The organism is uncultured Nostoc sp. (assembly GCF_964245575.1).
Classification (GTDB): domain Bacteria; phylum Cyanobacteriota; class Cyanobacteriia; order Cyanobacteriales; family Nostocaceae; genus Nostoc.
In genome coordinates this window covers 1-23,684 of sequence record NZ_CAXTNP010000111.1, presented here as the reverse complement: position 1 = coordinate 23,684, position 23,684 = coordinate 1, and the positions used below count along the sequence as shown (strand labels likewise).

22 protein-coding genes and 1 pseudogene are annotated in these 23,684 nt (G+C 42.0%); 12 read left to right on the top strand and 11 right to left on the bottom strand.

Annotation, left to right across the window (positions count from 1 at the left end):
• Nucleotides 1–121: 121 nt before the first annotated feature.
• From ftsY to ACFFAP_RS18580, 4 genes are all read left to right on the top strand, one after another.
• Nucleotides 122–1,783: a signal recognition particle-docking protein FtsY gene (ftsY, locus tag ACFFAP_RS18595; RefSeq protein ID WP_375512585.1), complete on the top strand. Its 1,662-nt coding sequence runs from the start codon at nt 122–124 to the stop codon at nt 1,781–1,783.
• A gap of 371 nt (nt 1,784–2,154) precedes the next feature.
• Complete coding sequence (locus ACFFAP_RS18590) at nt 2,155–2,382, top strand: hypothetical protein (protein ID WP_375512584.1); 228 nt, start codon at nt 2,155–2,157, stop codon at nt 2,380–2,382.
• Nucleotides 2,383–3,197: 815 nt separating this feature from the next.
• A complete protein-coding gene (locus ACFFAP_RS18585) occupies nt 3,198–4,589 on the top strand; it encodes a PP2C family protein-serine/threonine phosphatase (protein ID WP_375512583.1) in 1,392 nt (463 codons plus the stop codon).
• A 716-nt stretch (nt 4,590–5,305) separates the two neighbouring features.
• On the top strand, nt 5,306–5,815 hold the full coding sequence (locus ACFFAP_RS18580) for a pentapeptide repeat-containing protein (protein WP_375512582.1): 510 nt from the start codon (nt 5,306–5,308) through the stop codon (nt 5,813–5,815).
• A 122-nt stretch (nt 5,816–5,937) separates the two neighbouring features.
• Here ACFFAP_RS18580 and ACFFAP_RS18575 read toward each other — a convergent pair whose 3' ends face one another.
• Nucleotides 5,938–7,221 (bottom strand): ankyrin repeat domain-containing protein, encoded by a 1,284-nt coding sequence (locus tag ACFFAP_RS18575; protein ID WP_375512581.1) that lies wholly within the window; start codon nt 7,219–7,221, stop codon nt 5,938–5,940.
• A 294-nt stretch (nt 7,222–7,515) separates the two neighbouring features.
• Here ACFFAP_RS18575 and ACFFAP_RS18570 point away from each other — a divergent pair, with 294 nt between their 5' ends.
• Entirely contained in the window at nt 7,516–7,986 is a 471-nt protein-coding gene (locus ACFFAP_RS18570) for a DUF4079 domain-containing protein (protein WP_375512580.1), read from the top strand.
• Between the two features lie 72 nt (nt 7,987–8,058).
• Here the strand turns inward: ACFFAP_RS18570 and ACFFAP_RS18565 are convergent, their stop codons facing one another.
• Nucleotides 8,059–8,733, bottom strand: a complete 675-nt coding sequence (locus ACFFAP_RS18565) for a DUF1997 domain-containing protein (protein ID WP_375512579.1) — start codon at nt 8,731–8,733, stop codon at nt 8,059–8,061.
• Between the two features lie 178 nt (nt 8,734–8,911).
• Between ACFFAP_RS18565 and ACFFAP_RS18560 the strand changes: the two genes are divergently transcribed.
• A complete protein-coding gene (locus ACFFAP_RS18560; protein WP_375512578.1) occupies nt 8,912–9,568 on the top strand; it encodes an NAD(P)H-binding protein in 657 nt (218 codons plus the stop codon).
• A 250-nt stretch (nt 9,569–9,818) separates the two neighbouring features.
• Here ACFFAP_RS18560 and ACFFAP_RS18555 read toward each other — a convergent pair whose 3' ends face one another.
• Nucleotides 9,819–10,145: a hypothetical protein gene (locus tag ACFFAP_RS18555; RefSeq protein WP_375512577.1), complete on the bottom strand. Its 327-nt coding sequence runs from the start codon at nt 10,143–10,145 to the stop codon at nt 9,819–9,821.
• Between the two features lie 892 nt (nt 10,146–11,037).
• On the opposite strand from ACFFAP_RS18555, the gene ACFFAP_RS18550 reads away from it, so the two are divergent.
• Nucleotides 11,038–11,691 carry a glycoside hydrolase gene (locus tag ACFFAP_RS18550; RefSeq protein ID WP_375512576.1) on the top strand — a complete coding sequence of 218 codons (654 nt, stop codon included), beginning with the start codon at nt 11,038–11,040 and terminating at the stop codon, nt 11,689–11,691.
• Between the two features lie 14 nt (nt 11,692–11,705).
• Here the strand turns inward: ACFFAP_RS18550 and menH are convergent, their stop codons facing one another.
• The 6 genes from menH to metG all read right to left on the bottom strand — a co-directional run bounded on the left by menH (nt 11,706) and on the right by metG (nt 17,272).
• A complete protein-coding gene (menH, locus tag ACFFAP_RS18545) occupies nt 11,706–12,521 on the bottom strand; it encodes a 2-succinyl-6-hydroxy-2,4-cyclohexadiene-1-carboxylate synthase (protein ID WP_375512575.1) in 816 nt (271 codons plus the stop codon).
• Nucleotides 12,522–12,676: 155 nt separating this feature from the next.
• Complete coding sequence (locus tag ACFFAP_RS18540; protein WP_375512574.1) at nt 12,677–12,823, bottom strand: hypothetical protein; 147 nt, start codon at nt 12,821–12,823, stop codon at nt 12,677–12,679.
• Nucleotides 12,824–13,035: 212 nt separating this feature from the next.
• A complete protein-coding gene (locus ACFFAP_RS18535) occupies nt 13,036–13,437 on the bottom strand; it encodes a metal-sensing transcriptional repressor (RefSeq protein ID WP_375512573.1) in 402 nt (133 codons plus the stop codon).
• Between the two features lie 226 nt (nt 13,438–13,663).
• The gene (gene lptC / locus ACFFAP_RS18530) at nt 13,664–14,872 is read right to left on the bottom strand and encodes an LPS export ABC transporter periplasmic protein LptC (RefSeq protein WP_375512572.1); all 1,209 of its coding nucleotides are present in this window, start codon (nt 14,870–14,872) and stop codon (nt 13,664–13,666) included.
• Nucleotides 14,872–15,501 (bottom strand): NYN domain-containing protein, encoded by a 630-nt coding sequence (locus ACFFAP_RS18525; protein ID WP_041565095.1) that lies wholly within the window; start codon nt 15,499–15,501, stop codon nt 14,872–14,874. Before ACFFAP_RS18525 ends, lptC begins: the two co-directional genes overlap by 1 nt.
• 166 nt (nt 15,502–15,667) lie before the next feature.
• Nucleotides 15,668–17,272 (bottom strand): methionine--tRNA ligase, encoded by a 1,605-nt coding sequence (metG, locus tag ACFFAP_RS18520; RefSeq protein ID WP_375512571.1) that lies wholly within the window; start codon nt 17,270–17,272, stop codon nt 15,668–15,670.
• 366 nt (nt 17,273–17,638) lie between these two features.
• Here metG and ACFFAP_RS18515 point away from each other — a divergent pair, with 366 nt between their 5' ends.
• From ACFFAP_RS18515 to ACFFAP_RS18500, 4 genes are all read left to right on the top strand, one after another.
• Entirely contained in the window at nt 17,639–18,364 is a 726-nt protein-coding gene (locus ACFFAP_RS18515; RefSeq protein ID WP_375512570.1) for a lysophospholipid acyltransferase family protein, read from the top strand.
• A gap of 165 nt (nt 18,365–18,529) precedes the next feature.
• The gene (locus ACFFAP_RS18510) at nt 18,530–19,357 is read left to right on the top strand and encodes an alpha/beta fold hydrolase (RefSeq protein ID WP_375512569.1); all 828 of its coding nucleotides are present in this window, start codon (nt 18,530–18,532) and stop codon (nt 19,355–19,357) included.
• A 475-nt stretch (nt 19,358–19,832) separates the two neighbouring features.
• Nucleotides 19,833–20,000 (top strand): hypothetical protein, encoded by a 168-nt coding sequence (locus ACFFAP_RS18505; RefSeq protein WP_375512568.1) that lies wholly within the window; start codon nt 19,833–19,835, stop codon nt 19,998–20,000.
• A 94-nt stretch (nt 20,001–20,094) separates the two neighbouring features.
• Complete coding sequence (locus ACFFAP_RS18500; RefSeq protein ID WP_375512567.1) at nt 20,095–21,282, top strand: YcjF family protein; 1,188 nt, start codon at nt 20,095–20,097, stop codon at nt 21,280–21,282.
• 221 nt (nt 21,283–21,503) lie between these two features.
• Here ACFFAP_RS18500 and ACFFAP_RS18495 read toward each other — a convergent pair whose 3' ends face one another.
• Together ACFFAP_RS18495 and ACFFAP_RS18490 are read right to left on the bottom strand one after the other, a co-directional pair.
• Nucleotides 21,504–21,644, bottom strand: a complete 141-nt coding sequence (locus ACFFAP_RS18495) for a hypothetical protein (protein ID WP_375512566.1) — start codon at nt 21,642–21,644, stop codon at nt 21,504–21,506.
• Nucleotides 21,637–22,008, bottom strand: a pseudogene (locus ACFFAP_RS18490) (type II toxin-antitoxin system RelE/ParE family toxin). Before ACFFAP_RS18490 ends, ACFFAP_RS18495 begins: the two are co-directional and overlap by 8 nt.
• Before the next feature lie 188 nt (nt 22,009–22,196).
• Between ACFFAP_RS18490 and ACFFAP_RS18485 the strand changes: the two are divergent.
• Nucleotides 22,197–23,678 (top strand): leucyl aminopeptidase, encoded by a 1,482-nt coding sequence (locus ACFFAP_RS18485; RefSeq protein WP_375512565.1) that lies wholly within the window; start codon nt 22,197–22,199, stop codon nt 23,676–23,678.
• Nucleotides 23,679–23,684: the final 6 nt, after the last annotated feature.

Here is a 23,684-nt window from a genome sequence, read left to right as displayed (position 1 = left end):
TTCGACTTCTCTACGAGACGCACTCGCGTTCGCTCAGTACAAGTGCCCAATGCCCAATGCCCCAAGTTAAATTAAACTCATAACTTATAACTATTAAACTCATATAACTAATACTGCTGCAATGGTTTTTAATTGGTTCCGTCGTAAATATAACGATTCCTCTGACACTCCCTCTGATAATAAACAGCAAGAAACTCCTCCTGCACAAGAACCTCAGCCAGAGCCAGCCGAAACGTTAACACCAACTGCTGAAACTGCTCCAGACACAACGATAGACTTGTTAGCGTTTGCTAAAGCTGCTTACAAAAATATTCAGCAAAAACAACAAGCCGAGGTAGTAGAAACCCCTGCAGATTCAGCAGATGCCTCACCAGCATCAGCACAACCTGAACCCGCAGAAACGGCAATTGCGGAAATTACCGAACCAAAAGTAATTGAGGAACCTGTTAGTACAACCCTAGAAACAGCACAGCCAGAAGTTATTCAAGCTGCTACTGAAGAAGAAATTACAGAAGATTCCTCAGTAGCAGCAATTGCTGATCAAGATGTCTCCAGCCCAGAACTCACGGCAAATGAAGCTGAACCAACGCTCACCGAATCACTAGCTACGCCAGAGGCAACACAGCCAACAGCACTATCCTTCTTAGAACGGGCGGCGGCAGAACGGCAAGCCAAGCTGGAACAACTAATGGCCACCGCCATTGAAGTTCCAGAACCAGAGGTAGTACAGCCAGTAGCTGCAACTTCAGAGACAGGAGAGGAAATTCCTGGACTGGTATTTGATGATGGGTTTGTCTGGTCGGCGAAAGTTTTAGCAGCTCAAGGTAGAAGTCCAGAAGATGTTTCTGTTGAGGAAATTACCTGGCTGAAAAAGCTCAGGCAAGGGTTAGACAAAACTCGTCGTAGCATTCTTAACCAACTTAAGGCGATCGTTGGTCAAGGACCGCTAAACCAAGCTGCTGTGACAGAAATTGAGGCATTGCTCCTGCAAGCTGATGTGGGTGTAGAAGCGACAGACTTTATTATCAATGCCCTACAGACAAAACTTCGAGAAGAAGTTACTGCACCTGAAGAAGCGATCGCTTACCTGAAAAAAATCCTCCGGGATATGCTGGATGCGCCAAGCAAAACATCCCAGAAAACTACCTTTACCCCAGAAAAAGAAACCTTGAATATTTGGTTAATCACTGGGGTGAATGGTGCCGGTAAAACTACCACCATCGGCAAAATTGCCCATCTGGGACAAAAATCTGGTTATAAATGCTTGATTGGGGCAGCAGACACCTTCCGCGCCGCCGCCGTGGAGCAGGTAAAGGTTTGGGGTAGTAGAAGCGGTGTGGAAGTAATTTCCAATCCGGGAAAGAATACAGATCCGGCAGCAGTTGTATTTGATGCGATCGCTGCCGCTCAAGCGCGTCAAACCGAATTACTTCTGGTTGATACAGCTGGGCGACTGCAAAACAAGAAAAATTTAATGGACGAACTTAGCAAAATCCGGCGAATTATCGACAAAAAAGCCCCAAATGCCAAAGTAGAATCTCTTTTAGTTCTAGATGCCACTTTAGGACAAAATGGACTACGGCAAGCCGAAGTTTTCTCTCAAGCTGCCCAACTGAGTGGCGTTGTCTTAACTAAGCTCGATGGTACAGCCAAAGGCGGCGTTGCCCTTGCCGTTGTGCAACAGCTAGGTTTACCCATTCGCTTTATTGGTGCTGGCGAAGGAATTGAAGACCTGCGCCCCTTTTCTAGCTATGAGTTTGTCGAGGCTCTCTTGAGTGGCTAATTGAAAAATTTTGAGTTGAGGAAGAGGCAAGGGAGCTCTTAGCTCAAAGTTTGGGAGAAGGAAAAGAATTGGGATTCGACACTTCGGCTACGCTCAGTAACCACCCAATCAATTCGAGAACCACTTATTAGAAGTGGGGAACGTAAGAAGATGTTCTCCCCTTCATTTCACGGCTCGATGTTAGGGTGATTTACCCAAGCTTTTAGCCCCCTTCAAGGAACTGCCTCTTGCTTAAATATTTTTCTTGACAACTGATAAATTTAAGGATGACGGATCTGGTATTATCACTTGAACTCATTAGAAACAGATCAAGTCCATAAATCATGAGTTTGTCACAATAAATGCATAACTTTTGCTAAAATCTCAAGCTAATGCCTTTTTTTAACGCTCTGAATGGGCATTTAGTTGCAACACACAAAACCCCCGAAGCTTCCATCTTGCAGCAATTTAAAGGGCAAGCGAGACGCTCACCCATACAAATACAACTATTGCAAGATGGACAGCATTCTGAGCGGTCAACAGTGCGTTGGGGAGCCAGCACAGATAAGTCCAGCACTGTGGGAGGGTTTGTCTTTGTAGGTGACTGGTGTTGGCTATAGCGACTTGTACTCTTGATCGAAGTAAGCTAGCAAGAGCGTCTCCGACAGGAGAAAAAACTGCGTTAGCGAGTTGGCAGAGCTGCACACTGCACCTAACTTACTTAAAAGTAGGAGTACGAGCATCATCTGTTTGCCCAGCGCCGACATCAGGAAAAAGACGGTTTCCGACGATCATAACTTCGGAAAATCGTCCACTGTGGACTCAAAAAGCGAATTGATGTAAGTAAGCTGATTCAACACTCCCAGGTGTATTCTCAGCTCCTACTTGCGAAAGTATCTACAAATATTTTTTGTAGTAAATCGAGGTTTTTACTCAAAAAACTTCCAGTCTCCTAGTTGCCTCTGCCAAAACAGTTACTCTGGAAACGTTATGAGTTATTTTTTTAATAAAGTATTTTTATGACTTTAGAGATATGCTTTGGTAATTAAGTTATGAAAAAATGAAAAGCTTTCTTAACTATCACTGAAACTATAGGACTCCTATTTGATTTAAAAAAAAACTCCGTACAACTCGAAACGGCTGATTCCCTACTCCCTACTTCCTCACTCCCTGCCTACGCAAAGAAGTTCAGAAATCAAATCGGATTGCTATAGTAATTTTTACGGGTTGGTTTTTGACTAAAAATACATGATTTGAAATTACAAATATTCCATCAGAAATACAATAAGCAAATAAAATACTGATAAAAGTTGCCTGTTACGTCTTTATACTCTTGCTAAAGTGACAAGTCTTGTCTAAATATGGTTTAGCAATGCCAAAGCCAAAAGATTTATAAGTAATCTAAAATCTGCCAATATAAAGTGCAATAGTACCTGTGCCTGTGTCTCAACTGCCCTCTCAACCCATTGACAACAATAGTAGTGCCGCGACAGATGTCACACCAGTCGTAGCACTCAAAGAACTCGTGGCAAGGTTGCACCGGGAACAGAACAAAATTCAAGATTTGCTAAGTTCTTTAGGATTTGCCCTGAGAAGTTTCAATAATTTGAATCAGTTTTTGGAACTGATACCACTGATGGCAACAAGAGTGACAGATGCAGACGGCAGCGCCCTGTTTCTCTACAAACCTAATGGTCAAGTAAGATTAGAGCAGTTACATTGGCAAGATAGTCGCCAGCGAAAAAATATCCGCAAAGCGCTAGAAATAGCCAGCAGTCAAATCACGCTTCTACCCAATGCTGCCCCTCTAGCTAATGCCACGGGGATTTTGGATGACCAGATGCATCGCCATCTGGGACCAGATGTGCAAATCTTTGGTACGGCGATTCTGGTGAAGCATACAGAACGAGGATGGCTCTATGTCTTGAGCCGCGATCCAGAATATAGTTGGACAGAAACCAGGCAAAAGTTAGTTAGGTTAGTAGCAGACCAAACAGCAGTAGCGATCGAAAACGATGAACTAGCTGTAGAACTAAGAAAAAAAGAACGCCTAGACCAAGAACTAGAAATTGGCGCAGAAATTCAACGGCGACTTTTGCCACGTCAATGTCCCATAATTCCTGGTGCAGTCCTGGCGGCACGTTGTAAACCTGCCAATCGCGTCGGCGGGGACTACTATGACTTTATTGCTACCAATCATAATAAGATTCAGCCCAAGACCAAAGGCAGTACGGAAACTAGTCGCTGGGGTTTGGTTATTGGAGATGTCATGGGCAAAGGTGTTCCGGCTGGGCTGATTATGACGATGATGCGGGGAATGTTACGGGGAGAAGTGCTACATGGTAATTCCCCTGCCGGAATTCTACAAAACTTAAATAGAGTTATGTATGCGGATTTGGAAAATTCCCACCGCTTTGTAACGCTATTTTATTCAGAATATAATCCCCACAGCCGAATTTTATCTTATAGCAATGCGGCACACAATCCTCCCTTGTGGTGGCACGCAGCCACGAAAACTGTTAGCCGTTTAGATACTCTAGGAATGCTAATCGGTTTGGATGCTAACAGCCAATATGAAGATGCCCAGGCACAGTTAGAGCCTGGGGATACAATTATTTACTATACAGATGGCTTGACCGATGCCCCAGCTGCTGATGGCGATCGCTTCGATGAAGATAACTTTGTCGCTGGCTTCAATACGGCTTGCAAGTACTGCAATGGGCCAGAGGAGATTGTGGATTACCTATTTGACCAAGTTGAGCAATTCATTGGTGCTGATAAGCAAAACACTGATGATATGACACTAGTTGTTCTGCAAATTTTATAGTTATTAGCCATTTTTGCTTTGTCAAGTCATAATTAAACCGATGATGACTGGTGATTCACCACAGGGATTCTACTATATTTAATTTTTTATTTATTTTTTCTTTGAATTTCCGTAGCGATCGCCTAAATGGTCGCACATCAACCTTTTTTGGTGAATTGGTTGTATTTAGCCTTTAAGATAATACATAAAAAATGATCGTTAGAATACTTTTATGTTCAAGTAAAAACTATATATTTTGCACATCTAGCACAGTAGGAAACGCCGAGGGGGAGACTAGGTAAAATGTACAAGGGAAAAAGTAAAAGGTAAATTTACTTCTTCATTTTTGCTTTCTTTCTATCCTTGTGACGCAAGCATTTGGCCTGCTCTTTCTTAGCGTTTTAATTTTTCCTTTCTCCGCCGTAGCAAGTTCACAACAGCTACGACGGAGTTTTGCTTTCTTTGTTTCTAGAGCATGAGAATCATTGGAACAGAAAACCGAGTTAAGCTTAAAAAGCTTATCGTGTAAAAATTTTATTGAGTGGTTACTTGGCAATTTGAAAAGTGAGTTAAGCAACCACTTAACTAAAAAATAAGGGTTTAAGCGCCGAAAAACTTTTGTAGTACTCATGTAATGTCTGGAGTTTAGACTAAGAAGCAGTTATACCCCTGAAGGTGGGGCCGAAGAGGTTAAGTGAGTTATCTTTATATGTATTAATTGATGCAAAAGGCGAATTGTGAATGGTAAAGAATTGCTGAGACGTTACGCTGCTGGGGAAAGAAATTTTAGCCGGGTCGATCTCAAAGGAGCTAATCTTAGTGGAGTCCACCGCCGCTTTGACGTTGATGCTTATGCCGAACCCTACCGCCAGGGAATCACTTCCGATTTGAGTGGTATTAACTTTAGTGGTGCCGATTTGACTGAGGCTGACTTGAGAGGGGTTAATTTGGCTGGAGCCAACTTGAGTAATGCCAACTTGACCCGTGCTGATTTGAGTAAAAGCAATCTCACCAATACCGACTTGAGTGGGGCTAATTTGACCGAAGCCTTGCTGGAGTGGGCCGAGTTGGATGGTACTAATATGAGAGGGGCTAACTTGTTTCGTGCTGTAATCAGAGTTGGCGATGCATTTAGTCCCGATCTGACTGGAGCCAAAAATGTCAAGACCGTCGATTTTACTGGTATGCCTATAGAGTTGACTTTGGAGGACGGGACTGTTATCGACACTACTGACAACGATTGGTAAATTAGCTGTTTCTTGAGCCTCAACTAATAGAGGAGCTTGCAATTAATAAATTAGAAGAATTGTTATCGTCTCTTTTATCATCATGGCAAATCAAGAAACAAAAGATTTTAGATGGCTATTAGCTATTCTTGCGCTCCAGCTTTTTGCAGACTCCGCACCACATTCTTATAACCATTAAATTCTGCAATCATTAAAGCAGTATAACCACCTCGGTTTTTCAAATTCACATCTGCCCCAGCTTGCAGTAATAACTGCACAATTTCGCCGTAACCTGCTGAGGCAGCCCACATCAATCCTGTTGCCTTCGCTGAGTCTTGAAAATTCACATCTGCCCCCTTTGCCAGCAACAAATGTATTATCTCTGTGTGCTTGCGTTCGGTTGCCTTGATCAAAGCAGTTTTGCCATCATCGCCCGGAGTGTTGACATCAGCACCATAGTCTAGCAGCACTTTCACTGTTTGGGTATGTCCCTGTGATGCAGCCAGCGTCAAAGCTACTTCACCGAGGTTTTTCTCAGTAATATCTGCCCCGGAATGCAGCAATGCTTCGACGATATGGCTGTGTCCCTGCAATGCTGCTACAAGCAGTGGCGTATCACCCAGGTGGTTCCTAATTTGGACATCTGCACCCCTGTTAAGCAACACTTGCACGACATCAATGTAGCCTTCCACAACGGCAAGGTGTAGGGCTGTTTCACCATCTTGGTCTTGGAGATTAATTTCAGCACCTCGATTTAGTAAAGCTGCTGCGATCGCACTGTGTCCAGCCGCTACTGCTGCCGATAGGGCAGTTGCACCATCAGCGTTTTTCAGATTCACATCAGCCCCCCCCGCCAGCAGTACTTCCACAACCTCCAAATGTCCTAAATCTGCTGCTAATGTTAAGAGTGTCTCACCCTCCTCATCTCGGATATTGACATCGACACCAGTTTGGAGAATTGCTTGTAAAACTTGTATTTGTCCCTGCTTAACGGCGAGTTTCAACGCAGTATCATCATCTTTATCTGCGATATTCACCTTTGCACCAGCAGCCAATAAGACTCGCACTACATCGACATGACCTTTAACTACAGCTGCCATTAAAGCTGTGCTGCCATCTTCATTAGTGGCATTGACATCAGCACTTTTGGATAGTAAAAGCTGCAAAATGTCAAGCTCTTTAGCACTAGCCGCCAACATCAAAGCCGTCAAACCATAGAGTTTTCTGGGCAAGTTGATATTTGCCCCAGCATCTAGCAGCGATCGCACAATTTCGGTGTAGCCTAAATTGGCAGCAAACATTAACGCCGTCGTGCCTTGGCGATCGCACGCGTCCACCAAGGCACCAGCAGCCAGTAGCGCACACAGATGCTTAATATCCCCGCTTTTAGCTGCTTTTAGCAGCAAAGTATCGTTGTTTTCAGTCATGGATGAGATCCCACACAAGGGGTTTTGTTCGTCTACCCTCAAAATTTAGTCTGAGATTGTTTATCCACTTTGGCAAGAGGGTTATACAATTCAAAATTCACTGATTCTAAATTAAAATTTAATAAAAGCAGTCTTGGTAAACATTCTGGCTATTAGCTTGATGAAAATTGAAAATTAAAGCGAGGGAGGCTTCACTCTACTCTTTCTTAGCCTCTTTTAGTTTGTGCAACTTTAAGCACAGAAAATAGAATTATGCTAATTTTTATGAAGATTTAATAATTGGGCGAGAACACGATGAGTCTGGAACTTTCTGCGTCGGTAAAATATTGGCTGAACTTCATTCATCCGGTGCTCATGTGGGCGCTATTAGCACTCTCAATTTATGCTGCCTATTTGGGGCTGCAAGTACAGCGTACCAGAAATGCTCAGGGGGAAGAAAAGAAAGAACTGATTAAAGGTAGATATAACGTCAGACACTACCAAATGGGGTCTATACTCTTAGCTTTGATGGTGGCAGGTGCGATCGCTGCTATGCTTGTCACTTACATCAATAATGGTAAGTTATTTTTCGGGTCTCACCTACTAGCAGGGCTGGGTATGATGAGTTTGATTGCATTTTCTGCTGCTTTGTCTCCTTATATGCAGAAAGGGGCAAATTGGGCACGTGCAACTCACATTTTGTTAAATTTTATCCTTTTGGGGCTTTTTGCTTGGCAGGCTGTTACTGGCGTGCAAATTGTCCAAAGAATTCTGACTCAAGCATAGTTAAGTAGTGCTTTGTCCTTTGTCATTTGTCAGTTGTCATAAACTAATGACAACTGACAAATTACTGTTGACTCACCGCTTTTGCTTGGAGTTAGCACCAAAGGGTATTTCCAAAGATTTATGAAAATCTTCCTGAACTTTGCGAGTTAAGCGGCGGGAGACTTGGCGGACGATTTGGTTAAGTAAGCGATCGCCTGTAGATTGAATTATAGACTTGGGTAATCGCTGAATAAACCTGGGAAAGTGCAAATCAACTATTAAATCCAATTCCCATTCAACTCTGGTAACTTCACCAATGCTACTGGAAGCATCGGTTTCTATTAACTGTAGAGATGCCCGATAGTCTACATCATAACCAGGCGGTTGGTAGTCAGGAATAGGGATTGTACGGATGCGGTAAATACCCTCCTCTGGAGGCAACAATTCCAAACCAATTTTAGGTTCTACATCATAACCAAAAGCACCAAAACGACCAATTACTAAAGCGTAGCCATTTTCTCCAAGTGAATGCACCTTCATGGGTTGAGCGCAACGCGAAAACCATGAGGCGTGAGTATTAAGATACTCAGCAACTTTCTCTACTGGAGCAGGCATTTCCATAAAATCTTGATAACGACCATAAAATTTTGTGACCGTCGCTACATTTGCTTCTGTTAATGTGTCCTCGGCTTCTTGTTGGCTGGAAGCTACAGGTAAAACTGCTTCTGTTATTTCCCAGGATTTATATTCGCCGTTTGTTGAGAGCATAAATGCATTACTGTATACTTTGGCGTTCGTCTATATTAATGATTCCCCACATTCCTGGGTGATTTCGCACTAAGATCCCATTTTGACCGAAACCTCATTAATCTGCCATCAACTGCATAGAATTACTAAAATAAAGAACTGAACAAGCACACAATAGTTTCCCAGGATAGCATTTCTCATGAAAGCATTTGTAGCAGGGGCAACAGGTGAAACAGGTCGCCGGATTGTGCAAGAGTTGATAGCGCGGAATATTCCCGTCCGGGCTTTAGTGCGGGATATAGAGAAAGCTAGGGGTATTCTCTCTCCTGAAGCCGAATTAGTGGTAGGCGACGTATTACAACCAGAAAGCATAACTGCTGCGTTGGGAGATAGCACAGTTCTGTTGGTTGCTACTGGGGCAAAACCTAGTTTTGACCCCACTGGCCCCTATAAGGTGGATTTTGAAGGGACTAAAAATTTAGTAAATGCTGCCAAGGCAAAGGGAATTGAGCATTTCGTCTTTGTTTCTTCTTTGTGTACTTCGCAGTTATTCCATCCACTGAACTTGTTTTGGCTGATTTTAGTGTGGAAAAAGCAAGCTGAAGAGTATATCCAGAAAAGTGGTCTTACCTATACGATTGTGCGGCCTGGTGGGTTGAAGAATGAAGATAACTCCGACGCGATCATGATGCAGAGTGCTGATACACTGTTCGACGGTAGTATACCCAGACAAAAAGTAGCCCAAGTTGCTGTTGAGGCGCTGTTTGAAGCAGCCGCACGCAATAAAATTGTCGAGATTGTTGCCAAACCTGAAGCAGCCTCAAAAAGCTTTAAGGAGCTATTTCAACAGTGCTGATATTCCACAGACAGGATTCTATTCCCCAAAATGATCGGCTCACATCTTCATGGAAAAGCGATGTCTACGATGGTCACTGGGCTTGTCGTACCACTTCGTGGATCTTGCTACGCGCAGCATCTCGCACAGAAGTGCGGGCTATTCGGTGTCGCACTTTGTCAAGTAGCTTACCTCATCTAAATTGACCGCCCTTGATTCCACTTTCTAAAGCGATCGCTTTCTCGTTCACAGACAAGCGATCGCTTTACATTTACGTGAACGCACCCCATTTTTCACGACAACAAAAAATGCGATCGTTATTTTGGGATTTATAGAACAATACGCTTGGGTTAAAGCCAAAAACCAAAACTAGCGTAGGTTGGGGAGCCACTGCTCGACTAGGGTTTCCCGGCTTGTCCCTTGCGCGTCTCACGCCACTTGCTACAACTCTTGGAACCCCCCTGCGGGTTCGCCAGTCGCCTACGGTGGGAAACCCGCCAAAGAGCGCTGGACGCACCGCAACGCAGTGGCTCCCCTTCTCCTTTTGGGAGAGGCTAAGACCAAGGGAGAATGGCACGCTTGTTTTCGACAAATCCATAAATCACAAGGCTTTTGGTGCTAACTGAACTGTATTGAGCTATGCCTTTAATTTCACGGTCATTTTTTTTGCTGCTTTTGACCTGTTACAGCATCAATGCCTGAAAGACTCAGGGCGGCCGCATCATGTCTATAAGCAAAATCTATTCTCAATATATCTTAAAATAATATCATTAACTCTTGCTTATTGCGAAAACTTTAGGCGTTAGCTAGCAAGAACCGCAGGCATCACTTTGGGGCTTAAAAAATAATCAAACGCGAAAGGAAAGATTTTTTCGTTGGTTCTTAACCTTCGTCGTGATCAAGAGTAATTTAGATGCGTTTGCCCTGCTGAAAGACATAAGAGGATATTTGGAAAGTATTAAACAAATTAATTAAGCGAGCCTTCTGAGATTAACCAAATCATTGCAACTTGCACAAATGTTTTATAGATCTGTGGTAAAACCTTGTAGTCTTTGCTCAATCGACAGCACCAATTAAACCCTCCCACTACTACGCTCCACAACCCAACGTCTGGGCAAAAGGACAAAGCCTTTGTTTGAGTGGGATGATGTACAACCTCTAAAATCTGTCGCATTTTTATCTACTGACAGAATATTGTTACTTGAGCTTTTTTTGACTTTCCAAACACCCTCTTATACTGAGTCGGCATTGTTGGGAGTATCTCGCTTGCTATACTTATTTATGCCCTTTTTTCCTAATTCCTAAAAAAATGAGCAAATGGGGAATGATAACTAACAATCAGGTGTGAACTTTACTGTAATAAGTTCGTCGATGATTTTTGTTAGCAAAGAGAGCGAATTTAAAGGAGTCAGACTCTGAAAGGCTTTGAATTCAAAGGTGTTGAAAAACTTATTGGGCCAATAGCCGCGCTTCTCGGCTTTGTATATTTGTTGCAATGGTATATTGGAGACTTGCGATCGCCTTCTGATCCCATCTTTGCAGTTAAACAGCCGCCTTTGGTGATGAAACAGGGCGACCCCTATATCCGCGCTTTAATGCGAACCATCTCGGCGAGTGAGGCAAGTGGTAATCGTCCCTATTCGCTGTTATATGGTGGACAGCAAGTCAACGACCTTAGCCGACATCCTGAGATATGCGTCACAATTGTCACAGGGCCCAACACAGGTAATTGTTCTACTGCTGCTGGCAGATATCAAATTATCAACATTACTTGGTATCGTTTAGCTCCCCGTTATCATCCAAAACCGATGCAGATGATGTTTTGGACTGCTTATAGTTTTGAAGCAGAATATCAAGATATAGTAGTTTACCGTTGGTTAAATGATTCTAAAGTTTGGGGAACTGATATTTCTCAACTGCTACGTCAGGGAAAGTTAAATGATGTTTTGCGGCGACTCTCTCCCACTTGGACAAGTCTAGGATATGGTATAGAAAATAATTCTGTTAGTAGCTCTTTGCCTAAGGTTTATCAGAAAATGTTGCAAGAGGAATTGACCGCAGTTAATCAACCAACAGTTCCGAATTTAACACCATCCCCAACTCATTCTATTAAGGTAGTAAAAAAGTTGCCAAAGAAGCAATGAGGTTATCCTAATTTTTAACTTGCTGCATACAAAAAATATTTTATATTTTCCACAAATGCTAAGGTATTTTCAAAGTGAATATTATGTCCAGCATTACTAATTATTTTTAGTTCTGCAAATTCAAATTTAGCCATTTCTGTATTAATAGAGATAAATTTTTTATCATATTCACCCACTAGTAAAAGCAGAGGAATTTTATTCACTTGTAGCTTTTCCCACAAAGAAGGTTGGTATCCAGTTCCCATGAAGCGCAATGATTTATCTAATTCATGTGGATTATTCTGCAACCGACTTTCTATCATGCATTCGTATTTTGGATGATTTTTTATATATCCAAAAATCGGCTGATTGTACCAATTTGACAGGAAAACGTAAAAATCGCTTTTTTCAATGGTTCTTGTCAATTTTCTGCCTATTTGCGTATCAATTTTAATGCGTTCTAATCGTTCTGCTTCTGTTAACAAACCTGGGGAAGCTGACTCTAGAACAACTTTATGAAAACGTTCTGGAAAATGCAGGGTGAGGTATAAAGCTAATCTGCCACCCATTGAATAACCAACTAAAAAGCATTTAGGAATTTTTAACTCATCTAACAAGTTGATTAAAGCATGAGCAGTGTTTGCCATTGTATAGTAGTCGTCCCCACCCAAAACTTGAGTTTTGCCGTGTCCAGGAAGGTCAACTATTAAATAATAAAATTCGTCAGATAGTAATTTTATGGCTTCATTAAATTCATCTATATTACCCATGAAGCCATGCAAAAAAAGAATCGGTGGTTTATCTGCTTTGCCAATTAAACAATAGTAAAACTGATAATTTTCTATGCTCATAGTCTAGCTAAAAACCATCGTTGCTGTACATAAAATTATCTTATAGAATAATTTTATTTTCTCGTTACCTCCTAGAAGCAAGGAACGAGGGAAAAGGAGGAAAAGTCTCAATACGCTTGGGTTAAGGTTAAAACTTTTTGTCAAAGTCGATTTTTTTAACGTAGAGCGTAAAGCGGTGAAACAGCGCGGTCTTCCCCAAAGGGAGAGGCTAGGGCCTTCTCTACAAGAGGCAACGCCTTCGGCATAGCTTCTCTACGAGAGGCTGCGCCAACGCTTAGAGTGACGTTAGGAGCGTCCGTCACCCGCAGGGCTTGCCGCAGGCTACCGCAGAGGACACAGAGAGAATGAGAAAATGCTTAACCCAAGCGTATTGGGAAAAGTCTATTAAAATAGGTTGTCTACCAATTCGCAACATCATGTTGCATAAATATCACAATGCACTATTGAATTTTGATGCATCGCTGTTAGTGCATCACCAATTTGGCGAATGTATTTTACATTATTTTTCTAATTATTAAGGTAAAAATCGATCTAAAGCAGCTTTCAACTGTTTAATTTCAACGTCAATATTACCCTCTTGTGCAGCTCTAGCAATACACTCAGTTAAATGTTCATCTAAAACAATTCGCGCTACCCGATCTAATGCGCCTCGCACTGCGGCAATTTGCAGTAGAACATCAGGACAAGGACTATTTTGCTGCACCATTGTTTTAATACCACGAACATGTCCTTCTATGCGCGATAATCGATTGGCAATTCGCCGTAATGACTCTTCGCTATGGACGTGAGGATGAGCCGACTCTCTAGCCCCATGAGTATGATCTGTATGCTCGTGGTTTGTATCCTGATGGTGGGAATGTTCTGCTTGTTGGGATATTGGCAAGGATTCCTTGCCCAATCGGTTTGATCCATTCATGGGTTATCAAAAGACTTGTAGTACTTAGATCCTAGCCTAGTACTCCACCAACCCAAAATCTCTCAGTGAAAGTGGGGAGTGAGGAGAGATCAAGGGATGAGGGAGAGCTAAAAAACTGCATTATATAGGCTTTCTGGCTTAACTTAGTGCCATTCGACTAATTAACGCAGTTCAATGACTCCTTCATGCTCCTCATCTTTATCATTTCCTATTCCCCCTAACTGTACTACTGACGATTGGCTCTTTCTTGGGGAATAATTTCTGTTACTACCCTACCGCTAGAAGTGCCGCCTTTGACAACAATATTTTCTGTTTGCAGATTACCGACGGCTGTTTCACCTGTAAAATTTAACCGTGGGTCAACTTGTCGATAAACTATATTTCCCTGAGCTTCAACTAACTTATTGTCTAAATACCAAGTTAATGTATTAGATTTCAAAGACTGGCGACGCTGACCAATGGCGTTGACGTTACCTGTTAAATAAACCGTTTTTTGCGGTATTTTCATTTCACCTTGATTGGCAGTAACGGTAAGATTTTCGGCACGCTGGAACATCCGCACAGGGGAATTTGTAGTGACAGTTTCTGCGTTCATGTTCCAGGTCATAGAGTTACTAACTATTTGCACTGGTGGGTCTAGTAACTCTAATTGAGCATTTTGTTGAATAGTGGCAATTTTCGTTTTTAAGTTGACTTCGGCAGAATTTCCCTTGCCGCGATCGCTAATTTTATTATCTTTGTAGCGGTCAATTTGTAAAGGGCGATCGCCAATCAGTTTTTCTTCTTTAATATTCCAGATTAAATGCTCGGTTCTTACTTGTAACTGGGGATCAGTGGAATTTGCTACTACCCCTCCAGAAAATTCCATGCGTTGTTCGCGGGTTTTAACTCGTGCTTCCTGCGCCACAGCTTGTAGTTGTTTATGACTACCGTTAATCTGCTTGCGGACAATCAACAAATCTTCTTTGGGACGCCATTCTAATTCATTACCTTGCAATACAATTCCATTACTAGGATCTGTGGCAAATATCTTACCTTTAAGAAATAACTGCTTCCCATCTTGTTCAATATCTGCGACATCTGCTTTGATTTGGTAAACTACTTTGCCATCTTGATATAGTTCACCATAAGGACTTTCAGCTTGACCAATTTGTTTTTCTTTGGTGTATTTTGCGGTTTTAGCCCTGACTTTCCAAATCGGTCGTCCTACTTCATCTGCTTGTTCTAAGGTGACATCAAAGAAAGTCAAATTGCTATCTTGATTAGATGAAGCCGCAGTATTTTGCTGAGAAGCTGTAGGAGATTTACCCCCACAGCTTACTAAACCAAATATCAAGAAAAAAATTAAAGGCAAAAGAAGGAAGGGAGGAGTGGGGGAGTAATTTTGAATTTTTCCCTCCCCCTGTCTCCCCCTTTGATGAAATTGATACGCCATTATTCTTGGATTTCTAGGTGTCCATCACTAGTTCTGGGGTCTTCCAAAAAACCGATACCAGATAACGGTCGATATGGATAGCTTTGGCGAGGGGTTTTTTGAATATCTTCTTTGATGGCTTCTAAATCAATGTAGCGATCGCTTACATTAATTAAGCTGTCGCTGGTCATCGAACGCAAGCTCACCACTTCTACCCGCACGCCGCGATAGCTGACTGAATTTACTGCATAAGCTAAATCCCCATCACCGCTAACTAAAACTGCGGTATCATAAGAATCAACTAGCGCCATCATGTCTACTGCTATTTCTACATCCAGGTTAGCTTTTTTAGAGCCATCTGGTAGCTGGACTAGATCCTTAGCAATGACTCGATAGCCATTGCGACGCATCCACAGCAGAAACCCCTGTTGCTTCTCGTTTGTCCGGTCTACACCAGTGTAGAAAAAAGATCGTAGTAGTCTAGAACCTCCAGTTAATCGACACAGCAGCTTCGTGTAATCGATTTCAATCCCTAGTTGCAGTGCAGCATAAAATAGATTTGAGCCATCAATAAATATAGCGACCCGACCCCGATTCTCCAAAACTTGTTCTGGCGTAAATATTGAATCGGTTTCAAAATTATTCAACATCATTGTGATACCTCAATTATTATCCCTGTTATTTTTGATACAAATTACCAACTTTTAGATGCTAGTCACAGCGGCTTATGATAATGTTCCGGGACTAATTTAAGTTCAGCCCCGATAAATTTTTTGAGAAAATAAGAAATTGAACAAAATCAGAGTTTGATAAGGATTAATCGTTTTTCGGGAGTTCTATTCGCTGAAAAATCGGTTGGGGTGTACCCAACTGTTGTTTACTAGATAGTATCCCCCATGTTGCATGGGTGGCAAAAGGAGCGGTAAGTGAACTTTGTATTTGATCGTTAAAGTTTATTCCAAAGCCTAGCTGCTGATAAATATCGCTACTAATGTTCGGAATAATTGGTGAAAGCAGATAAGCTGCTAGTCTAACTGATTCTAGAACTGCGTACAGAACTTTTTCTAGCGACTCCTGCTGTCCCTGTTTATATAATGACCAAGGAGCTTGTTCATCAATAAACTTATTACTGGCTTGCGCCAGTGAAAGGATGGTCTCGCAGGCTTCACTGAAAGCTAGCTCCTGGTATGCTTGTTTTACATGCTCCCCTAGACGTAAACCAATTGCTTTCAAAGGATTTTCGTCAGGAATTCCTTCATTACCGATTGATGGGACATTATTCTGGGCGCAGTATTTCTTCACCATGCTCAAGGTGCGATTGAGCAAATTACCTAAATCATTTGCCAAATCTGCATTCAGAACATTAATGAACCTTACTTCATTAAAATCTCCATCTTTGCCAAATTCGATTTCCTTAAGGAAGTAATAACGAACGGCATCACTACCATAGCGTTGAACTAACGCGACAGGATCAAGGGTATTACCCAGACTTTTGCCCATCTTTTGACCATCTTTGGTCAAAAAACCATGCCCAAATACTTGCCCTGGCAAGGGTAAGCCAGCTGACAACAGCATTGCTGGCCAGTAAACTGCGTGGAAGCGCAGAATATCCTTACCAATTAGGTGCAAGTTAATCGGCCACCATGTTTCTAAGGCATTTGCTAAAGTTGGTTCTGCATCTGGTTCTAGTAATGCTGTGACATAACCTAACAGCGCGTCAAACCACACATAAAGGGTGTGCTTGGGATCAACTGGTACAGGAAAGCCCCAATCTAGATTTACCCGCGAAATTGAAAAGTCTTGCAGCCCTTGATTTACAAAGCTGAGGACTTCATTCCGCCGACTTTCTGGTTGAATAAAATCTGGTCTAGATTGATAAAATTCTGTCAGCTTAGTTTGATATTTGGATAAGCGGAAAAAATAGTTTTGTTCGTCTCGCCACTCGACTTCTTTGTTAGTATGAATCGGGCAACGGTGTCCTTCTAGCAGATCCCGTTCTTCTTTGAATTCTTCGCAGGATACGCAGTACCAGCCTTGTTGTTGTCCCTGGTAGATATCACCAGATTCCCAAACTCGCTCAAAAAATTCTTTAACGATCGCTTCATGACGAGGTGCAGTAGTCCGACTAAAGCGATCGTATTGAATGTCTAGTAACTGCCACAAATTAACGAAGCTAGGGACAATTTCATCGCAAAACTCTTGTGGTGCTTTGCCTAAATTTTCTGCTGATCGCTGAATTTTTTGCCCGTGTTCATCTGTACCTGTAATTAGTAATACCTGATGCCCCAGCAGCCTGTGAAATCGCGCTACTACATCTGCTGCGATCGTCGTATAAGCACTGCCTATATGGGGCACATCGTTTACATAATATAGCGGTGTTGTTAGTGCAAATGTCAATTCTTTTTTATTCACTAGATTCATGCAAAATTAAAATTAACTTATAAAACGTTTTATTTTTATCGGAAAAACCAAGCAATTATACAATATTATTTATATTTATTTCAATAATACCTTAATAGTAGCAAATTTTTCAGAGCGAAAATTGTTTTGTAATATGCATCAATTCAACTCATTTTTGCTTACAAGAGCAAAATTAAACATAAAATTTTTGAATACTTTATATTAGAAATTATTGTGATCAAAAATACATAATCCAGAATCCGGAAAATCTATCTGGTTTTGTGGATTAGATATTTCTATCTTAAGACGGTCATGGCAGTAGTAAAGAAATGTAAAAATTAATTTAGATAAACTGCCATATTTACCGGAAAAATATATTGATTAAATATGAGTCGAAATAGCCCCCTGGAGATTTCTCGCGCTTTAGTGGCGGCGCTTTCAACCCAAATGTTTCGTTATTACGAGGATCGCATTCCCCAGGATGCCAGCGTTTTGGTAGTCAGCAATCACCGCAGCTTTATGGATGCACTGATTTTAATGGCGGCGTTATCGAGTCCGATCCGCTTTGCTTGCCATCACTACATGGGACAAGTGCCAGTAATGCGGGAGATTGTCATCGGACAATTCGGGTGTTTTCCTTTGGAGGAAACTCAAAACCGCCAGCAAAGCTTTTTTTCGCAATCACAGATGCTGTTGCAGTCCAGGCAGATGGTGGGAGTCTTTCCAGAAGGCACTGCACCAATGGTGAAATTTACTCAGCCAAACCAAATGGGTGAATTTCAGCGCGGATTTGCCCATTTAGCATTACGGGCTGATGTGCAGGATTTAGCAATTTTGCCGATCGCGATCGCCTCCTTAGAAGAGGTAAACACGAATGGGTTCCCCTTAAGGCTTTTGAGTCTATTTGACCCTTCAGAACCTTTATTTAACCAAGCTGGTTGGCATCCTCTGGTACTTTATCGTCGGGTTGCAGTATTAATCGGTCGCCCTTATTGGATTACACCCCAATACAAGAAAAAATATCACGGCAAGCAAGCCAGAACTGTTGTGGCTGAACTGACAGAACACTGTCAGGGCGAAATTAGCAATTTACTGCGTCAAGGTTGCTATTAGAGCCATTCGATTTTGAATTTTGGATTGTCTCCACGACTTTTAGTAGCTTGTTCCGAAACCTTTTTTGTTTTTGCTCAAAAGTACCAAAGCTCGTAAAAGCAACAATTAGCAATCCAAAAGTTTTATACCATTGACTAATGACCAATGACTAATGACTAATGACCAATGACTATCCCAGAAGTTGAGCTAAACCCTTGTTTCCTGACTCCTAAACGAGTAAAGCCAGAGTATCCGTTGTTGGTATATTTGCCAGGAATGGATGGAACTGGTCAACTATTGCGATCGCAAACCGCAGGATTAGAAGCTGGCTTTGATGTCCGTTGTTTGGCGATCCCACGCAAAGACCTTAACACTTGGGATGTGCTAGCTAAGAGTGTATTGGACTTGATCGACGCCGAATTAGAAAAAAGCTCTCAGAGGCCAGTTTACTTGTGTGGTGAGTCCTTTGGTGGTTGCTTGGCAATGAAAGTAGCGATCCAATCACCCCATTTATTTAGGCGAATTATCTTAATTAACCCAGCTTCGTCCTTTCATCTTCGCCCTTGGTTGAATTGGGCATCTCAACTTACTTACTTGGTGCCATCAGAGTTGTATGATGTTGGGGCACTGGGGTTGTTGCCGTTTCTAGCATCTTTGCCACGCATTTCTCGGAGCGATCGCCATGAGCTGCTGAAAACTATGCGTTCTGTGCCGCTAGAAACCGTTCATTGGCGGTTGTCTTTACTGCGAGAGTTTCATATTGATGACGAGCAGTTAAGTCGCTTAACTCAACCAGTTTTGTTGATTGCCGGTGCTAGCGATCGCCTTTTACCTTCTGTAACTGAAGTGAAGCGGATAGGGAATATCTTACCAAATACCAAAATTGTGGTATTGCCCAATTGCGGACATGCTTGCTTGTTAGAGGAAGGTATTAATCTCTATGAAATTCTTAAGGCTAATGACTTTTTAGAAAGTAATGCTGATATAGGTAGGGGGCTAGAAGTGAGAGGGTAGAGTCAGGCGTCATCGCATCAAATAGAAATTAATTAAACAAACTCAAAACCCCTGCAAATTCCTTTTGAATCACTTCTAGATGCCATTGCCAATCTTCCTTTATAAGAAAAACATCAGCTGTAGCTATTATTAAATGACGAAATTAATCAAAGCAAAGGAAATTTACTTCCAGAAAACTTTTATGATTGGGGTTCCCAAGGACAGCTAAAACGCAAGCCAGTAGAATATATCCCTCAAGTTGGGCTAAAAGTTGTTGGTGGCAAGAATGCTCCAACCTGATTTGCTTGAATGTGGCGACGTAATTATAGTAACTTTGCCTACTAGTACTCCTAGAGAACGTGAACAGCAAGGAACTTGACCTGCTGTAGTGGTCGGTATACCTTGGGGAGAAGTCTGCTATCCAATGCTAATGATTGCACCTTTAACTACCTAGAGTGGTTCTTGGGCGTTCAATAATCCCAGCTTATATACGCGTTTGTCAGCTGGTACTGGTGGTTTGCCTGTATCTTCCATTGTCTTGCTAGATCAAACGCGGGGATTAGATATAAATCGAGTTTTGGCGTATTTGGGAACACTTACCCCTGAGCAATATGTTCCTATTGTTGATGGATTAAGACAGTTGTTCAGACAAGAAAATAGTTAATCTGAAACTGATATTTACGTTTATAGAGGGATGTAGAGCCGCTCATATTTCGCTACAACTAAAAGAGAGAGGCTTTACAAGATGGTGTCAAGCTATGACAGACAAATCCCAAGAAATAGAGGTGAATAAATTAGTTAATTCACCCAAAGAAACTTCAGAAGTACAAATCCAGGCTCAATCCTCAGTAGAAAATGAACCGTCTATAGTAGAGTTTTTTATTAAAACTGTTGCTGAGACTGGCAAAGCAGTTTTAGACACAGCAGTAGAGGTGGGAGAAGCGACAGCGAAAGAAACACATAAGTTTATTGAGCAAACAACTCAAAGTAGCGGCCAGGTTGTAAATAGCCTGAGCGAAAATTGGCTGATTAGAAAATTATCTGGAGTATTAAATCTAAATTGGCTAATTGGTTCTACTAACGCTATTGATTTGGAAAAAGCAGAAGTTGCAGTAAATAAGCTCAAGCAAAAGTATCCCAATGAATCACCCAGCCAGATTGCTCACAGAATTATGGTGGAAAAAGCAACTCAAGCAGGCACAGTGGGACTAGCAACAAGTATTTTGCCAGGAATTGCAGTTGCATTGTTGGCAATTGATTTAACAGCAACAACAAAATTGCAATCAGAAATGCTTTATCAAATTGCATCTGTCTACGGGTTGGATTTAAAAGATCCTGCGCGTAAAGGTGAAGTTTTGGCAATTTTTGGTTTGGCTTTGGGTGGAGAGCGTCTTTTAAAAGCTGCGGGATTAGGCTTGCTGCGAAATATACCCTTGGCGGGTGCGGTAATTGGAGCTAGTTCAAATGCGACGATGATCTATTCATTGGGGTATGCTGCTTGTCGATTTTACGAAGCGAAGCTAGATCAATCAACTTCGCTTGCATCGCCACAGACACTAGCAACATTAAAAGCAGAGAGTGAAAAGTATTTAGAAACTGCGATCGCTCAAGAAGCAGTCATGGATCAAATTTTAGTTCACATGATCCTCGCTAGTCATCCAGAGAAGACTTGGGAAGAAATTTTGCCAGAGTTACAAATTCTAAACCTGACTCCTAACTCCTTGGATGCCATTGCCCGAAATATCAAATCGCCCAAGCCTTTAGATGTACTGCTCAATCAGCTGAATCGTGATTTTGCTATACCGTTGCTAGCTCAGTGTTACAAAATTGCCCAGCTTGACAATAAGACTACACCAGTTGAGCAAGAAATAATAGAAGCGATCGCTAGCAAATTTGATATTGATACAAATGGAATTGGGGCATTGGGCATTGGCCAGAGGAGGTAAAAGAATAGAGTTATAAGCCTTCACGAGTATCAAAGACGGAACTAGCTCTTTAAAGGTGATTCAACCTTTTGAATGAAGCTAAACATTTTTAATAAGTTTAAATCCTGCCAAGTCGTTGGAGTTTGGCAGCTTTTTATAATGTTTTACTAAATTAATGTTATCTCATTAATCTTTCCAAATATAACTACCTCTCTTTTTTTAAAAGCTTTTCCCTTTTTACCTCAAACTTTAAATTGCTGTTTTTCTAGTCTAATTTTTTGTCTAGTTAATTCCTGAGCTATTAATTCCTGAGTCCGGCTTTCAATTTTAATTTGGCTTTCTATTGGCTGTTCTTTAATTTTTTCTCTTAGGCTTTTACCCATTCGTCTTATCTTCCTGTTTTAGTTTTTTAAGATGACTTTTGCAGCGTGCATCAGCCTTTTGAATTAAGTGTTTATAAAAAATTTTTTGGCTAACGCCGGATTTGTCACCTGCAACCAATAAAATGGCTTGTCTCAATGGGTCAAAAGCAAATGCCACACGCCAAACACCACCAAAAGCTGAGAATCGTAGCTCTTTCATGTTTACGTACTTTGACCCTTTGAGTGTATCAACATGAGGACGCTTTGCTTGTGGGCCAAACTTTTCTAAAACCTAAGCCGTAGCAAGCAACTCATTTTTTACTTCTTGAGGTAGAGCATCGAACTCAGACTCGAAATCATCATGAAACTCAACTTGCCATTCCACTAATTTATTATGGTTAAAATGTCATGCATTTTCAAGAGTATTATCGATTGACACTCTCAGCACTAAGATTATAGCTACTGACCCCTGATCTCCCCTATCTCCCTCACTTCCCACTTCCCTCACCATGAAACAAGAATTTTGAGCAATACTGGTACAAGAAGGAATATTTACACAAAATCCCAAACAAAATGAAAATTCAACCTAGTGATAAGCCTTTGCTAGAGTGGGCAGGCGATAGTTTGGCAATTGGATTATTTGAAGATGCAGTAGAGTTAACTGGAGAATTGGCAACTTTAGATCAAAAGTTTTCCGGGGTCTTACAAGAACTAATTGCTGAAGAAGAATTTAAAGGTAAAGCCAACAGTACCATCTTCACTCGTGTGAATCCTGGTGGCTCAGTGCGGAAATTGATTCTGGTAGGCTTAGGGAAACCAGATGCACTAAAACTCGATACTTTGCGACGCGCTGCTGCTGCTGTAGCCAGAGTGGCAAAAAAGCAAAAAAGCAAAATTCTGGGATTCAGTTTCCCATTGTGGAATAACGATCCAACCGCAAGCGCCCAAGCGATCGCAGAAGGTGTAGAATTGGCGCTTTACCAAGATATTCGCTTTAAGTCAGAACCAGAAGATAAAGGTTCTCAAATAGAAACCGTAGATTTACTAGGATTCGGTGGACAAGAAGCAGCCATCACCCGCGCCAATCAAATAGTGTCAGGGGTAAACTTGGCACGGGAGTTAGTAGCAGCACCAGCTAATGCAGTAACACCAATTACTTTGGCAGAAACTGCTCAAGCGATCGCAAAGGACTACGGTTTACAAGTAGAAATTCTGGAAAGAGAGGACTGTGAAAAGTTGGGTATGGGTGCTTTTTTGGGAGTAGCGCAAGCTTCCGAGTTGCCACCTAAATTCATTCACCTGACTTACAAGCCAGAAGGTACACCCAAAAAGAAACTAGCAATTATTGGCAAAGGTGTAACCTTCGATTCCGGCGGACTCAACATTAAAGGTGCTGGTAGCGGCATCGAAACCATGAAAATTGATATGGGCGGTGCAGCTGCTATCTTGGGCGCGGCAAAAGCAATTGCTCAAATTAAGCCAGATGTTGAGGTTCACTTCATCTCGGCAGTGGCTGAAAACATGATTAGCGGTCGCGCCCTGCACCCTGGAGATATTCTCACGGCATCAAACGGCAAAACAATCGAAGTGAACAACACCGACGCTGAAGGACGTTTGACCCTAGCAGATGCCTTGGTGTATGCCGACAAATTGGGATTAGATGCGATCGTGGATTTAGCCACCCTAACCGGTGCTAACGTCATTGCCTTGGGTGAGGATATTGCTGGTTTGTATACACCCGATGATGCTGTCGCTTCCCAACTAGAGAAAGCCGCCCAAACTTCAGGGGAAAAGATTTGGCGGATGCCAATGGAAGAAAAATATTTTGAAGGGCTAAAGTCTGGCATTGCGGACATGAAAAATACTGGCCCGCGTCCAGGTGGTTCCATTACAGCCGCCCTTTTCCTTAAGGAATTCGTCAAAGAAACACCTTGGGCGCACTTAGACATTGCTGGCCCAGTGTGGACAGATAAAGAAAATGGCTACAACGGCGCAGGGGCAACCGGCTACGGTGTTCGGACACTAGTTAATTGGGTAGAAGGGAGTAGGGCGTAGGGAGTA

What these genes read in the sequence shown, in the direction of transcription:
- ACFFAP_RS18495 (WP_375512566.1), bottom strand. Translation starts at nt 21,644, where the DNA reads ATGGGTAAAAGCCTAAGAGAAAAAATTAAAGAACAGCCAATAGAAAGC.
- ACFFAP_RS18565 (WP_375512579.1), bottom strand. Translation starts at nt 8,733, where the DNA reads ATGCTCTCAACAAACGGCGAATATAAATCCTGGGAAATAACAGAAGCA.
- metG (WP_375512571.1), bottom strand. Translation starts at nt 17,272, where the DNA reads ATGAATCTAGTGAATAAAAAAGAATTGACATTTGCACTAACAACACCG.
- ACFFAP_RS18570 (WP_375512580.1), top strand. Translation starts at nt 7,516, where the DNA reads ATGAGTCTGGAACTTTCTGCGTCGGTAAAATATTGGCTGAACTTCATT.
- ACFFAP_RS18535 (WP_375512573.1), bottom strand. Translation starts at nt 13,437, where the DNA reads ATGAATGGATCAAACCGATTGGGCAAGGAATCCTTGCCAATATCCCAA.
- ACFFAP_RS18555 (WP_375512577.1), bottom strand. Translation starts at nt 10,145, where the DNA reads ATGGATTTGTCGAAAACAAGCGTGCCATTCTCCCTTGGTCTTAGCCTC.
- ACFFAP_RS18500 (WP_375512567.1), top strand. Translation starts at nt 20,095, where the DNA reads ATGACAGACAAATCCCAAGAAATAGAGGTGAATAAATTAGTTAATTCA.
- ACFFAP_RS18575 (WP_375512581.1), bottom strand. Translation starts at nt 7,221, where the DNA reads ATGACTGAAAACAACGATACTTTGCTGCTAAAAGCAGCTAAAAGCGGG.
- lptC (WP_375512572.1), bottom strand. Translation starts at nt 14,872, where the DNA reads ATGGCGTATCAATTTCATCAAAGGGGGAGACAGGGGGAGGGAAAAATT.
- ACFFAP_RS18560 (WP_375512578.1), top strand. Translation starts at nt 8,912, where the DNA reads ATGAAAGCATTTGTAGCAGGGGCAACAGGTGAAACAGGTCGCCGGATT.
- ACFFAP_RS18515 (WP_375512570.1), top strand. Translation starts at nt 17,639, where the DNA reads ATGAGTCGAAATAGCCCCCTGGAGATTTCTCGCGCTTTAGTGGCGGCG.
- ftsY (WP_375512585.1), top strand. Translation starts at nt 122, where the DNA reads ATGGTTTTTAATTGGTTCCGTCGTAAATATAACGATTCCTCTGACACT.
- menH (WP_375512575.1), bottom strand. Translation starts at nt 12,521, where the DNA reads ATGAGCATAGAAAATTATCAGTTTTACTATTGTTTAATTGGCAAAGCA.
- ACFFAP_RS18590 (WP_375512584.1), top strand. Translation starts at nt 2,155, where the DNA reads ATGCCTTTTTTTAACGCTCTGAATGGGCATTTAGTTGCAACACACAAA.
- ACFFAP_RS18510 (WP_375512569.1), top strand. Translation starts at nt 18,530, where the DNA reads ATGACTATCCCAGAAGTTGAGCTAAACCCTTGTTTCCTGACTCCTAAA.
- ACFFAP_RS18525 (WP_041565095.1), bottom strand. Translation starts at nt 15,501, where the DNA reads ATGTTGAATAATTTTGAAACCGATTCAATATTTACGCCAGAACAAGTT.
- ACFFAP_RS18485 (WP_375512565.1), top strand. Translation starts at nt 22,197, where the DNA reads ATGAAAATTCAACCTAGTGATAAGCCTTTGCTAGAGTGGGCAGGCGAT.